This is a genomic window from Pseudomonas sp. KH_017 (assembly GCF_057840285.1).
In genome coordinates this window covers 5120369-5134225 of record NZ_CM174509.1, presented here as the reverse complement: position 1 = coordinate 5134225, position 13857 = coordinate 5120369, and the positions used below count along the sequence as shown (strand labels likewise).

Below are 13857 nucleotides of genomic sequence, written 5' to 3'. Positions count from 1 at the left end.
CCAGCGTGAATCCAGAACAGAGAAAAAATTTGGCTAATGCTACGTGCGGTGTGTTCTCAGGTTCAGGTGTCGGCACAAAAGGTTAATTGGTTTCCGAATACCGCTTCTATTGGTCAATTTAGAAGGATTATGTTTGGAGATTGTGAAATGGATTTTTTCAGGAATAAAAGCGCCGCAAAGCAAGCCATACCCACCAGTTCAAATAAGCCGCGCTCGACCAAATGGCACCGCATGTACTTTTTTCTTGCGGGATTCGACGTGCTGGTTGTTGTGCTGAGCGTGCTATTGAATCACCTGATCGTCGATACCTATCACCGCTCCATCAAGGCAAACCAGTCGTGGGTCCAACAGCTGTCGAGCTATTCAACGCTGGGCAGCCTGGCTTCCACAGTCAATGCGCCGGGCAATAATGTGTTCGATACACATAATGTTGAAGCCGAATCGCGGAACATGAATGAAGCCTTGCGCGCCTTCAACGAGCATTTGGCAGTGGCCAAAAAACAGTTGGAAGTACGGATCGCCAATGAGGCTGAACACAGTGCAGATATACAAGCCTTTACCCTTGCATTGAAGGATGAGGTGGGTGCAGTTGATGCCGCGATGGTCGAAATGGTGAACGAGGCCTTGCTGATCTTTTCCTACTTCAGGGAGGGGCAGTCGGATAATGCCGGCAAACGCATGGCAACGATGGACAGGAAGTTTGCCCTGTTGCTCGCCTCACTCAGTACCGTGCGGGATCGCGTTGGCCTGATTCAAAGCAAGCTCCTGGAGGAGGAGCTTGAGTCGGTCGAAGAACTGCGCCGGGTCGAATACGCGATCATGGTGTTCGTGCTACTGATGGTCAGTGCGGCCGTTATCTACGGGGGCAAGATCAGGCGCGAAATGGAGTCGCAAGCAGCCGAAAGGGAAGGTTATCTGGCAGTGCTGCGCGAAAGCGAGAAGCAGGCCCGCCAGCAAGCATCGCTGCTGGACAAGGCCCAGGACGCCATTGTCGTTCACGGGATGGATAACCGCATCCTGTACTGGAACAAAAGTGCCGAGCGTCTCTACGGTCTGTCAAAGGAAGAGGCACTCGGCAAATCGGCACAGGAGTTGATCTACCAGGGTAGCGCCGCTTTCAATGCGGCCACTAACAGCCTGATAGAAACGGGTGACTGGGCGGACGAAGTTACACTTCGACGCCGGGATGGCTGCACCATCACGCTCGAAAGTCATCGAACCCTGGTGCGAGACGATGATGGCCAGCCGCAATCCGTTCTGTCGATCAATACTGACATCACCCACCGTAAGACCGCTGAGCAAGAGGTCCAGCGTTTGGCCTTCTACGATCAGTTGACCGGGCTGGCCAACAGGCGGCTCATGTTGGACCGGTTACAGCATCTGCTGGCGGGCAGCTCCCGTAGCCTGCATACGAACGGGATAATTCTCATTGACCTGGATAACTTCAAGGCACTGAACGACACGCTGGGGCATGACAGAGGCGACATGTTGCTGCAGCAAGTTGCTCTGCGCCTTTGCGGCTGCATACGCGAGAGCGACACCGTGGCTCGCCTGGGCGGAGACGAATTCGTCGTCCTGCTGGATGGCCTTAATGAAAATCCTCCAGAAGCAGCTATCCAGGCCAAGGCTATTGGCGAAAAGATTCTCAACTCTCTGAACATTTCCTACCAGTTGGATGGATATGAGCACCACAGCACCCCCAGCCTCGGCATTGCGCTGTTCCAGGGGCAGCTGAGCACAGTGGACGATATTATGAAGCGCGCTGACCTGGCGATGTATCGCGCCAAGGCGGCGGGCCGCAATACCATGCGCTTCTTCGATCCGGAAATGCAGGCGGTTGCCACGGCACGCGCCAGACTGGAAGTAGACTTGCGCCAAGGCTTGCAAAACAACGAATTCCTTCTTCATTACCAGCCGCAGGTGAATAGTGAGGGCCGTATCATTGGCGCAGAGGCACTGATGAGATGGCAGAATCCTGAGCGCGGAGTCGTGTTTCCAGGCGAGTTCATTCCATTGGCAGAGGAAACGGGGTTGATTCTGCCGTTAGGCCGTTGGGCGCTGCAGACAGCCTGCACTCAGCTGGTTGCCTGGGCAAAGCATTCGGAAACCGCCCGACTGGGTATGGCTGTGAATGTCAGCGCCCGCCAGTTTCACCATCCGGACTTCGTCGAGGAGGTACTGCAAGTACTGAGATACACGGGGGCCGATCCGAAGAAATTGAAACTGGAACTGACCGAAGGCCTGCTGATAGAGGATATGGAAGGTACTGTCGCCAAAATGATCGAGTTGAAAGAGATCGGCATAGGCCTTTCGCTGGATGATTTCGGAACCGGCTACTCGTCACTGTCATATCTGAAGAGCCTTCCGCTGGATCAACTCAAGATCGACCAGTCCTTCATCAGAGATGTGCTGGTTGATCCCAACGACGCCGCCATCGCCTGCGCGATTGTGAGCCTGAGCCAGATATTGGGGCTTTCGGTGATTGCAGAAGGTGTGGAGACAGAAGCTCAGCGCACCTTTCTGGTCAAGCATGGCTGCCAGACCTACCAGGGCTTCCTGTTTTCCCGGCCACTGCCAGCCGAACAATTTGAGGAGTATGTTCACGAAAGATTAATGGCGAGCACTGATTTCCTACGGACCAAGACTAAATCGCCATAACTTCGTAGGTGCCTGGGAACGTCCGCTTTCGGCTGTGGATTCAACCCAATGCAGACGATGAGAGGTCGACTCAAATGTGGCTCGCACCTGCAACTGCCGGAGGTAGCCTCGAACAGCTAGTAGGAGCGAGCCTTCTTGCCCACCTGAGGATTTATTGTTGATACCTAACACTTGTTAGGTACCAGATCATAGGGCGTTCCTCAAGGATTGCAGGTGGGCGACCTGGCGGCTGAACTCAACGCTGGAAAGCCGTTGTTTCGGTCGCGGGCTCATGGCCTGGCTGATGGCGCGTGTGGGTTGGCCGGTCAGGCGCGCGAGCACCAACCATTGTTCGGCAACGCCGAGTTGTTCAAAGCCGGGATGGCGACGCCGCACGCGCCGCAGGATGTCTTGCTGCAAGGCTTGCAACAGGCCGGCCTGACCGTTGCGGCGCAACAGGAAGTCGGCACTGGCGCGCAGGTGCTCCTGCAATTGCCGGCGCGATTTCGGTGCCGGTTCCAGCAGTGGCCCCTGACGCACGCCAAAGTGCCAGAAACCCAGGCCGATCAAGGCGAGCAACGCGACCAGCGCCTGGGGGAAATATCGCAGCAGCAAAGTCGGCAGGCTGTCGTGATCGGTGTTGAAGATCAGCGTCACGCGGGTATCGGCGGTCAGGTACCAGAGCAACCAGGCGTTGTCGTACCGGTCGATGGCCGGTGTTTTCCACAGGTCGGCATCGGTGACCACGATGATTGAACCCTGCCCGTGCTTGAGTTGCATCATGTGCGTGGCCCTGGCGCTGTTGGCCCAGGCCAGGGCGAGGTTTTTCGGGTCTTCGAGATGGAACGCCGTATCGAAACCGGCGTAGGCCGGGGCGTCTTCGTTTTCCAGATAGAGCTTGGTCAGTTGCGGGTACGGATCTGCGCCGACATTCGGCGGCGGGTCTTTGAGGTCTTTGCTCAGGGATTGGTGCAGTTGCACCCGATCGAGCAGCAGGTCATTGCTTTGGCCGAGTTTTTCATCCCACAGCGACTCGGCGACGAACAGAAGCCGCCCGCCGGCCCGGGTCCAGTTCATCAGCTGGTCGATCTGCCGTGGGGTCATGTTGTAGCGGTCCCCGAGCAACAGCAGGCTGCGTTGACGCGGGTCGAGACTGGGCAGGATGTCGAGGCCATTGGCATGGTCGACGCTCAGGCCTTGTTTGCGTAGAAAGAGTTCCGCCGCCAGATAAGGGTTGGCGTTGGCTTCGGGGGAGGGACCGTGGTCGATTTCGGTCTGGTAGGGGGTAGCCTTGAGGTACAGATAAACGCTCAGCGCAGCCAGCAATACGGCAATCAATGCACCGGCTATCAAGCCCCAGCGCCGACTCAACGGACAGCCTCAGGGCCGAACAGAACGCGCCAGCCATTACACAGTTCCTGCTGCACCTGAGCGGGTGGCAGGCGATGCCCGTAGGCCATGTTTTGCCAGTGCCCGGTCAGGTTTTTACTGTAGGCCAGCAAGGCCGGTTGCTGCAGTAGCTCGACACGCCGAAGCACCTGGCCTTCGGTGTCGGCGGCTTTGAGCGCGATGTTGAAATCGTGCAGCAGACGGCTGAGCAGGGCGCGATAGAGCAAGCCGAGCGCTTCGCGCGGATGGGTCTGCCAGAGGCTTTCAGCGCGGGTGGCGATGTCGGCGGGCAGGGACTCGGGCTTGAGGTCCAGGCCGAATGCCTGCTGCGGTAACGGTCGTGTGGCTTTGATGTCGGGGATCGGTCGTCGGCTGACGAACGCCTGCAACCAGTCGCGATAGCGCCAGATCAACAGGCCGATGGCGCCAATGACGATGCCCCACAGCACGATTTCAATCAGTGTCGCCAATGCCCCGAAGCGTTGCCCCTCAAACAGCTTTAACAGCGCCTTCAACCATTGTGGTGTCTTGCCATCGTCCGCGGCTTCAGCACTCGGTTGCTCTTCGCCAAAGCGGTAGCGCGTGACCGATTCCCGGTTCTTGAAGGGCGGCTGTTCGAGGATCGTCTTGATGCTGTCCCTGGAGGCCTGGCTGCTCAGGGGCTGGTCCAGCAAGCGCGGGCTGTCGGGTGAGAGGGCCGGTTCGGCGGCCCATGCGTTGTGGGTGGTCGGCATCAGCACAATCACGGCCATCAACAGGACAGCGCTTGCACTGACCAGACGCTGGCGCATTCGACGGAACACCAGTTCGATATCCCAGGCCTCCAGTACGGTGCGCCGGTTCAGGTACAGACTGAAACCGCAGGCGACATAGATCGGTTCCCAGACCACCAGCACCAGTGCATAAAAGGCATTGGTCAGGTGTTCCAGCCAGTGCCAGTCCTGGTTGGCCGCCGAGATCAGCGACTGCCAGCTCCAGTCGAGCGCGACCTGTTGTGGCAGCAGCAGATAGAACAACACCATCAAACCGATCCACAATGCGCCTTCCAGGTGCGCGCCGATGATCGTCAGCCAGCGTGCGGCGCCAGCGTTTCGCTGCAACAGCACCTGTAGACGCTGTTGCCGTTGCTGCCCGTCCAGTCCTTCGAGTTGCACCACCGGCATCACGAAACTGCGGGGCAAACTCAGGCGTCGCCAGGTCAGGCTGGCCAGCAATTGCGGTTTGAGCAGGCGTGGCCATTGGCGCAGGGCCTGTTTGAGCGTGGGCGTTTCACCGAACATGGCCTGGGACAGGATGTACAAGGGCAGGCGTTCGAACGCCGGCTTCAGCCACCAGAAAATGAACACGGCGAGAGACGGCGAATCCCAGAATCCCCAGCTGAGCAGCGCGAAAACCGGCAAGGTGACCAAGGCCCAACTGGTCATCAACAGGCGTCGGTGGCGTTGGCTCAGCAGCACCCCAAGGTCCATGGCTTCCCAGGTCGAGCGCGGGCGAATCACCACCGTGGCGTCACTCAGGCGCATGGCGGCGACGTCCGGCAAACACGAGATAAACCACCACCAGCAACCAGAGCGCCGCGCCGACCAGGTACTTGGTCTGGTGCGACGGGCCGGTCATTGACGACCAATAGGCTTCGATAAACGCCGCGATCAACAGAAACAGCATGACCCCGCAGATCAGCAGCACGCTCTTGCGCGCCGCCAATCGCAAGGCCTCGGCGCGTGGCAGGCGCCCCGGGGCGACCAACGCCCAGCCCAGCTTCAGGCCGGCGGCACCGGCCAGGGCGATGGCGCTGAGTTCGAATGCGCCATGGCCGATCACGAATGACCAGAAGGTTTGCCCGTAGCCAACGTAGGTCAGGTGCCCGGCCACCGCACCGATCATCAGGCCGTTGAAGATCAGGAAAAACACGCTGCCCAGGCCGAACAGAAAACCGCTGGCGAAGGTCTGAAAGGCAATGCCGATGTTGTGCATGATGTAGTAGCCGAACATCGCCCAGTCCTCACTGGCGGCCCGTTCCACCGTGCGCCCGAGGTGGCCGGCAACGGGGTCGTACATGCTTTGCATTTCACTGACCTGCTCGGCGGGGATCAGGTTGTAGACCAGGTCCGGGTACAGGTACACCAGCAGCGCGAAACCGGCCAGGCTGCCAAAGAACATCAGGCTGGCGGCGAGGACGAAACGCCACTGTTCGCGCACCAGTCGCGGAAAGTCGGCCAGGATGAATGCCAGCACGTTGGCGCCCAAACGGCTGCGATGACGGTAAAGCTGTTGGTGTCCGCGCAGCACTTGTTGCTGCAAGGAGTCGATCAGGAAACTGCTGTAGCCACGCTCCCGGGCCAGTGCCAGGTGTTGGCAGAGGCGCCGGTAGTCCTTCGGGAAACTGCCGGCGTCGGTGGCCTTACCGTCCCGTTCCAACTGCTCGAGCAGGTGGGAGAAATGGTCCCATTCGGCCTTGTGCCGGCTTTCAAAAAGGCTTTGCTTCATGCCGGCCCCAACAAGCCGCGGGCGATGCCGTTGAGCTCGGTCACTGCCTGCGGGGGCTGGACTTGCAAGGGTTGGGCAAGAATCGAAGCCAGTTCATTGACCCGCGCTTCGGAGAGTTCACCCTGGCGCTCGGCAAACCCGAGGATGGCCCGTTGCTCGGTGAGTGTCAGGACAAAGGCCGGGCGACGCGGCTGGGCTTCGGGGAGTTCGGGGCGGGTGTGCGATTGTTCGCGGTAGATCACCAGGGTCCCGGCGGCGATATCGCCGAGGCGCTTGAAGTGGGGATGTTGCAGGCAACTGATGGCCCCGAGGAAGTAACCGAACGGCAGCAGGTCGACAACGCGCAGCAGGTTGCGCAGCAGCGACGCGGACCAGCCGACCGGGGTGCCATCGTCGTGCACCACCCGCAAGCCCATCCATTGCTTGCCCGGCGAGCGGCCGTGGTTCAGCACCTCGAACAGCACCATGTACCACCAGCTCACCACGAACAGCAGGATCGAACCGAGTCCGGCCCCCAGTTTGCCGAGCATCGCCAGTGCAATGAACAGCACGCCCAGGACCAGGCCGCGCAAACCAAGATCGATGGAGAATGCCAGCGCACGGACCATCAACCCGGCCGGGCGCAGTGGCAGGTCAACGCCCTCCGGCGTTTCGACCTGGTACCGCGTATCCAGCGGCGGTGACAGCGGCGCAGTCCCTGGCAGTGCTGTGGTCTCGAGCATGGGCAACCTGATGATGTGGCCTTATTCGGGATTGTGTATCCATTCGATGCTAGCAGCCTATTCGAGGGGCGGGGGCGGGGGGAAACGACATAACTATGTATTGCATGGTGAGCCGGGCAAGCTGCTTGAATGACAAGATTACTGGCCGGGGCGGGAGGTGAACGCCTAGACTTTGCCGATCTTCAGTTCAGGAATCGCCCGTGACCTCCATCTTCTGGTACGACTACGAAACTACTGGCATCAATCCCCGTTGCGACCGTCCGTTGCAAATGGCCGGCCTGCGCACTGACTTCGATCTCAATGAAATCGACGAGCCGGTCAATCTTTACTGCCAGCCCAGTGATGACATCCTGCCGCATCCGGCTGCTTGCACGATCACCGGAATCACCCCCGGGCAACTGCAGGCGCAAGGCTTGAGCGAAGCCGACTTCATGACCCGGGTGCATGCCCAGCTCGCGGCGCCCGGTACCTGTGGCGCGGGGTATAACACCTTGCGTTTCGACGACGAGATGACCCGCTACAGTCTGTACCGAAACTTTTTCGACCCCTATGCGCGGGAGTGGCAGGGCGGCAACAGCCGCTGGGACCTGATCGATGTGGTGCGCGCCGCCTATGCCTTGCGCCCCGATGGCCTGGTCTGGCCGACCGATGACGAGGGGCGGGTCACGCTCAGGCTCGAACGCCTGACCGCTGCCAACGGCATCGATCATGGCAATGCCCACGAAGCGCTGTCGGACGTTCGCGCGACGATTGCCCTGGCGCGCCTGATACGGGAAAAACAGCCAAAGCTGTACGACTGGCTGTTTCAACTGCGCAGCAAGCAAAAAGTCATGGACCAGATACGCCTGCTGCAACCGCTGGTGCATGTTTCCGGGCGATTTTCGGCTGCGCGCAGCTATGTGGGTGTGGTGTTGCCGCTGGCCTGGCACCCGCGCAACAAGAACGCCCTGATTGTCTGTGATCTGCACCTCGATCCCCAGGGCCTGTTCGACCTGGATGCCGAAAGTTTGCGCCAGCGCTTGTATACCCGCCGCGACGAACTGGCCGAAGGCGAGTTGCCGGTGCCGTTGAAGCTGATTCACATCAACAAGTGCCCGGTGGTGGCACCGTTGTCGGTACTTCGCAAAGAAGACCAGCAACGTCTGGGGCTGGATATGGCGCTATATCAGCAGCGGGTGTTGCGGCTAAATGACGCGCAGAAAGTTTGGCTGGATAAAGTCCTGGCGATTTATGCCCGCGAGGATTTTTCCCCGAGCCAGGATCCGGAGCAACAGTTATATGATGGATTTATCGGTGATCGGGATCGGCGATTGTGTGAACAAGTCAGAACCGTTGACCCGATGCAATTGGCACAAGAGCAGTGGCCTTTCGATGACGAACGTTTGCCTGAATTGCTGTTTCGATATCGCGCACGCAACTTTCCCGAGACGTTGAATCCCGAAGAGCAGGAACGCTGGCGAATATTCTGTCAGAAACGTTTGTCGGAGCCCGAGTGGGGGGCGCCAAATACCCTTGAAAGTTTTGTAGAAGCCGCGGCCCAATTGAGCGTTAGTGCTACTCCGTTTCAGCAGGGGGTGCTCAGTGAGTGGCAGGATTATGTCCAGGGACTGCGCCAGCGTTTGTGTCTTTGAAATCGAACATGCCAGGGTTTAAATACCCCGCAAAAAATAACGCCAGCATTTGCTGGCGTTATTTTTTGTCACGGATCCGTCTGCGACAAGCTCTGAGGCTTAGCCCAGCAGAGTAGCCCAGCCTTCCACCACGTCACCGCCCCACTTGGCTTTCCACTCTTTCAGAGTCTTGTGGTTGCCACCTTTGGTTTCGATGACTTCACCGTTGTGCGGGTTTTTGTATTGTTTAACTTTGCGAGCACGCTTGGTGCCGGTAGTTTTCACTGCACCGCCGCGTGGTGCCTTGGTTTTGGATTCTGGATCCAACAGCGCGATGATGTCACGCAGGGACTTGGAGTACTCGCCCATCAGGGTGCGCAATTTGCCTTCGAATTCCAGCTCGGTTTGCAGTTTGTCGTCTTGGGACAGGTTCTTCAAACGGGCTTGCAGCTCTTTGATAGCTTCTTCGGTGGCGCGGTATTCGTTGATCAAGGACATGTGGACTACCTTATGTTGTACGCTGGATGGCAGGTGACAGTGCGGCAATAATAGTCACGGTGTTTCATCAAGTAAACATTTAAGCCAACTTTATTTAATTTAATTGCTGTGTCTTTGGCGAACATCTGTAATGCATTTATTAGTGTGGTCCAGGTCTGTCAGATATACATAATTTAACAAATGACCCGCACCGCTAGAGCATCCGGGCGAACCGGCACTGGTGCTGTCCGACCTGCTGCACCGACCTTCCGGCAGGGCGAAACGTCAACAATACTGCAGTTTTGCTGCGCAATCGCTAGAATGGCGGCCTTTGCGAAGTTCTGGAGTTTCCCCCTCATGCGCACTTTTCGTCTGGTGATTTCTTGCCCGGACCGTGTTGGCATCGTTGCCAAAGTCAGTAACTTTCTGGCATCACACAACGGCTGGATCACTGAAGCGAGCCATCACTCGGACAATCTCAGTGGCTGGTTCTTCATGCGTCACGAAATCCGTGCCGACTCCCTGCCATTTGGTATCGAAGCGTTTCGTGAAGCCTTTGCCCCGATCGCCGAAGAGTTCTCGATGGACTGGCGCATCACCGATACCGAGCAAAAGAAACGCGTGGTCCTGATGGCCAGCCGCGAGTCGCACTGCCTGGCCGACTTGCTGCACCGCTGGCACAGCGATGAACTGGACTGCGAAATTTCCTGTGTGATTTCCAACCATGATGACTTGCGCAGCATGGTGGAGTGGCACGGTATCCCGTACTACCACGTCCCGGTCAATCCGCAGGACAAGCAGCCGGCCTTCGCCGAGGTTTCGCGCCTGGTCAAGCAGCACGACGCCGAAGTGGTGGTGCTGGCCCGCTACATGCAGATCCTGCCTCCTGAGCTGTGCAGCGAATACGCGCACAAGGTCATCAACATTCACCACAGCTTCCTGCCGTCGTTCGTCGGTGCCAAGCCGTATCACCAGGCCTCCCTGCGCGGCGTGAAGCTGATCGGCGCGACCTGCCACTATGTGACCGAAGAGCTGGATGCCGGCCCGATCATCGAGCAGGACGTGGTACGCGTCAGCCACAGCGACAGCATCGAAGACATGGTGCGTTTCGGCCGTGATGTCGAGAAGATGGTGCTGGCCCGTGGCTTGCGTTATCACCTGGAAGACCGCGTGCTGGTGCACGGCAACAAGACCGTCGTCTTCTGACGGACCTGCGGCATAGTTGAAATTCGAAGGGCCTGGGCGTTCAATCGCTTCAGGCCCTTCGCCGTTTCTGCACCGAGGACATGACCATGGCCGACCCACTGGACAAAGCTACATCCAAGGCTCCCGCCACGCTGGGCGAGGGTTGCCTGAGCCGCTACGACCCGGATGACATGGGGTCTGAAACCGGTACCGAGTTTCCTGATGCTGCGCGGTTGTGGGAGCAATTGCAGCAAGAGCGCGACTCAGGCGGCACGGCCCAGTCGGTCGTTTTGCAGCGCCAGCCAGTGGGCCTTGGTCATTGGCACCCGTCCGTTGTCGAGCAGGCGTTCGAGGGTTTGTAGCCAGTATCGACGCGAGAACTCATGGCGTATGTCCACCGGGTGCAGGCTCAGGCGAATCACCGGGGCGTGTTGCCAGCGTTGTTCACGCCGGTCGCTGACGAGCTTCGATACACCCCGGCGCCAGGCACTGCGCGCACTCCAGACCAGCCCCGGCGCCTCGATCGCGGTGAAATCCGGCAAGCGGTATAGATGCTGCGAGTCACTGGTGTAACTCAGCGGTAATTGGCGCAATGCCTGGCGAGTGCCTTGGCTCATCAGCCAGGCCGGGGCGACGAACCCTTCCAGCGGCCAGTCATGCCGGTGGAACATCTCGATACCCGAACGCAGGCGGGCGAAGGCGACTTCCAGCGACAAACGGTAAAACTCGCCTTCGTGGGTGTAGACCCGACGCATGAACCAGTCGCGGGGATTGCTGGTCATCGGTCCGTCGTCGCAATGGAAATAGCCGTGCAGTGCCAGTTCGTCGCCGCGGGCAACCCTGGCACTGAGCTGGCGGCAAAATTGCGGATGGGCGTCCAGATTGTTGTGTTTGTGGAAGTCCGGCACCACCAGCCAGGTGATCGGCACGCCACCCAAGGCGTCGACGGCTTTGACGAACGGTTGGTAATCGGCCCAGGTGGGTGGCGCCACGTCGTGCAGTACCAGCAGTAAAGCGGGACTGTTCATGGACTCAACCATTGGCTGTCAGCGGCCATTGGCTGCCAAGCACGGCGTGGTAGTGCCGCAGCAAGCTGTTGACCACCGTATCCCAGGCGTAATGCCGTTCGACATATAATCGCGCTTGTCGGCCCAGCGCTACGCTGCCCGACCCGAACAGTTCTCGAACGGCGGTGGCCATCGCGGCAGGATTGTTCGGCGTGCAGAGCCGGCCGCAGTCCTCGGTGACGATTTCCTCGAAGGCCCCGGCCGCCACGGCCACCACCGGAATACCGCTGGCCATGGCCTCCAGAATTACCAGGCCGAAAGTTTCCTGATCGCCGGCGTGCAGCAATGCGTCGGAGCTGGCCATCAGACGGGCCACCTGCGCTGCCGGGCAGAACTCGTCGATTACAGTTACGTTGGACGGCACGGTCGTGGGCATCGACGAGCCAACCAGCAGCAGGTGATAGCGTCGGCCCAGGCGTTTCATGCAGTCGAGCAGCACCGGCAGGTTTTTTTCCTTGGAACCGCGCCCGGCGAAGATCAAGAGGCGGGTGTTTTCGTCCAGGCCCAGTTCGGCCCGCAGCCCGGGGTCTCTGGCACCGGGATTGAAGGTTTGCAGGTCGACACCGAGCGGCTGCACGAAGACATTCCTGACCCCAAGCCCGGTGAGCTTGTCGGCCATGACCCGGCTGGGTGCCAGGACCCGGTCGAAGTTGCCATAGAGCTTGCTCACATAAGCCTCGACGTTGTTGGTCACCCAATGGCCCATGCGGTTGCTGACCAGCAGCGGCAGGTCCGAGTGATAAAAGCCGATGACCGGTACATCGAGTTGCCGCCGTGCATCCAGCGCCGCCCATGCGGTGAGATAGGGGTCGCCGACTTCGATCAGATCGGGTTGCAAGTCTTGCAGGACATTGCGCCAGGGCCCGAGACGCAGAGGGAAGCGATAGCCCTTGCCAAAGGGCAGGGCAGGTGCCGGAACGGTGTAAATGCCATCCTGCGCGCCAAAAGAAGATCCGGGAATCAACAAACTGTGGCGAATACCCGGTTTGATGCCCAGGCGACGGTGCTTGGCATCCAGATAAGTGCGCACGCCACCGCTGGCAGGGGCGTAGAACATGGTGATGTCAGCGATATGCACGATGAACGGTCCTCCGGTCCTGGTACTCCTTTGGTTGACCTATATGAAGGATAGATGTTCGGTTGGGGTTGTGCGGGTGGGGGGCGTCAGCGGGGGGGTTGTAGTGTTTGACAGGCTGCTATCGCGAGCAGGCTCGCTTGTGGATATGTGTTTACCAGCGGATCTGTGGCTATCCCCGATCAAATGTGGGAGCGGGCTTGCTCGCGAAAGCGGACTGTCAGTCCCATCACTTCTGAATGTGCTGCCCTCATCGCGAGCAAGCTCGCTCCCACAGGTTCAGTGACAACTTTGTGGGAGCGAGCCGGCTCCGGGCGGCGTTCCGACGAAGAGGTCCGTTCAGGCGCTAGATACGGAAACTGCCTACCAACTGCTTCAACCGCGCCGCCTGCTGCTCAAGGTCCGAACACGCGCGCAAGGTCGATTGCAGGTTTTCCACACCTTCCTGGTTCAGCGTGTTGATCTCGGTGATGTCGACGTTGATCGACTCCACCACGGCGGTCTGTTCCTCGGTCGCGGTGGCTACCGACTGGTTCATGCCGTCGATTTCACCGATACGCAGCGTCACGCTGTTCAGGCGCTCGCCCGCGAGGTTGGCGATTTCCACGCTGTCCTGGCTATGGCGCTGACTGTCGCTCATGGTGCTGACCGATTCCCGGGCGCCGACCTGCAGCTCCTCGATCATGGTTTGCACCTGTTGTGCCGATTCCTGCGTGCGGTGTGCCAGGTTGCGCACTTCGTCCGCCACCACGGCAAATCCACGACCGGCTTCACCGGCGCGCGCGGCTTCAATGGCGGCGTTGAGTGCCAGCAAATTGGTTTGCTGGGAAATGCTGGTAATCACTTCGAGAATCTGCCCGATGTTCACCGTTTTGCTGTTCAGCGATTCGATGTTGGAACTCGATGCACTGAGCATGTTCGACAGTTGATTCATCGCCACGATGCTGCGGTCCACCACTTGCTGGCCGTCTTCGGCCAGGCTGCGGGCATCGCTGGCCTGGCTCGAAGCCTGAGCGGCGTTACGGGCAATTTCCTGGGCGGCGGCGCCGAGCTGGTTGATGGCGGCCGCCACGCTGCTGGTGCGCGAGGCTTGCTGGTCGGAGTTGAACATCGACGAGTTGGAAGCGGCCACTACGCGCAATGCCACTTCGTTGACTTGCCCGGTGGCCGAGGACACTTCGCGGATCGAGCCGTGAATGCGCTCGACG

At 59.3% G+C, this 13857-nt stretch carries 11 protein-coding genes; 3 read left to right on the top strand and 8 right to left on the bottom strand.

Features of this window, described 5'->3' with window-relative positions; genetic code table 11:
* Positions 1 to 147: 147 nt before the first annotated feature.
* On the top strand, positions 148 to 2658 hold the full coding sequence (locus tag AC3IT6_RS23315; RefSeq protein ID WP_489353097.1) for a putative bifunctional diguanylate cyclase/phosphodiesterase: 2511 nt from the start codon (positions 148 to 150) through the stop codon (positions 2656 to 2658).
* A gap of 186 nt (positions 2659 to 2844) precedes the next feature.
* Here AC3IT6_RS23315 and AC3IT6_RS23310 read toward each other — a convergent pair whose 3' ends face one another.
* Genes AC3IT6_RS23310 through AC3IT6_RS23295 form a run of 4 tightly spaced genes read right to left on the bottom strand, consistent with a single transcriptional unit; the run spans position 2845 to position 7235 of the window.
* Entirely contained in the window at positions 2845 to 4008 is a 1164-nt protein-coding gene (locus AC3IT6_RS23310; RefSeq protein ID WP_489353095.1) for a DUF4350 domain-containing protein, read from the bottom strand.
* Positions 4005 to 5549 (bottom strand): DUF4129 domain-containing protein, encoded by a 1545-nt coding sequence (locus AC3IT6_RS23305; RefSeq protein ID WP_489353093.1) that lies wholly within the window; start codon positions 5547 to 5549, stop codon positions 4005 to 4007. The genes AC3IT6_RS23310 and AC3IT6_RS23305 overlap by 4 nt, the downstream gene beginning before the upstream one ends.
* Entirely contained in the window at positions 5536 to 6513 is a 978-nt protein-coding gene (locus tag AC3IT6_RS23300; RefSeq protein WP_150726730.1) for a stage II sporulation protein M, read from the bottom strand. The genes AC3IT6_RS23305 and AC3IT6_RS23300 overlap by 14 nt, the downstream gene beginning before the upstream one ends.
* On the bottom strand, positions 6510 to 7235 hold the full coding sequence (locus AC3IT6_RS23295; RefSeq protein WP_489353090.1) for an RDD family protein: 726 nt from the start codon (positions 7233 to 7235) through the stop codon (positions 6510 to 6512). Before AC3IT6_RS23295 ends, AC3IT6_RS23300 begins: the two co-directional genes overlap by 4 nt.
* Positions 7236 to 7435: 200 nt before the next feature.
* Here AC3IT6_RS23295 and sbcB point away from each other — a divergent pair, with 200 nt between their 5' ends.
* Positions 7436 to 8866 (top strand): exodeoxyribonuclease I, encoded by a 1431-nt coding sequence (gene sbcB / locus AC3IT6_RS23290; RefSeq protein ID WP_489353088.1) that lies wholly within the window; start codon positions 7436 to 7438, stop codon positions 8864 to 8866.
* 99 nt (positions 8867 to 8965) lie between these two features.
* Here the strand turns inward: sbcB and mvaT are convergent, their stop codons facing one another.
* Positions 8966 to 9343 (bottom strand): histone-like nucleoid-structuring protein MvaT, encoded by a 378-nt coding sequence (gene mvaT / locus AC3IT6_RS23285; protein ID WP_007933316.1) that lies wholly within the window; start codon positions 9341 to 9343, stop codon positions 8966 to 8968.
* A 336-nt stretch (positions 9344 to 9679) separates the two neighbouring features.
* Here mvaT and purU point away from each other — a divergent pair, with 336 nt between their 5' ends.
* Positions 9680 to 10528 (top strand): formyltetrahydrofolate deformylase, encoded by an 849-nt coding sequence (gene purU / locus AC3IT6_RS23280; RefSeq protein WP_007993692.1) that lies wholly within the window; start codon positions 9680 to 9682, stop codon positions 10526 to 10528.
* A 242-nt stretch (positions 10529 to 10770) separates the two neighbouring features.
* Here the strand turns inward: purU and gpgD are convergent, their stop codons facing one another.
* From gpgD to AC3IT6_RS23265, 3 genes are all read right to left on the bottom strand, one after another.
* Positions 10771 to 11547, bottom strand: coding sequence for an N-acetylglucosaminyl phosphatidylglycerol deacetylase (gene gpgD, locus AC3IT6_RS23275; protein WP_489353086.1), 777 nt, complete (start codon positions 11545 to 11547; stop codon positions 10771 to 10773).
* Entirely contained in the window at positions 11540 to 12652 is a 1113-nt protein-coding gene (gene gpgS / locus AC3IT6_RS23270) for an N-acetylglucosaminyl phosphatidylglycerol synthase (RefSeq protein ID WP_489353084.1), read from the bottom strand. The genes gpgD and gpgS overlap by 8 nt, the downstream gene beginning before the upstream one ends.
* Positions 12653 to 12995: 343 nt before the next feature.
* Positions 12996 to 13760: a methyl-accepting chemotaxis protein gene (locus AC3IT6_RS23265; protein WP_489356655.1), complete on the bottom strand. Its 765-nt coding sequence runs from the start codon at positions 13758 to 13760 to the stop codon at positions 12996 to 12998.
* Between the last annotated feature and the right edge of the window lie 97 nt (positions 13761 to 13857).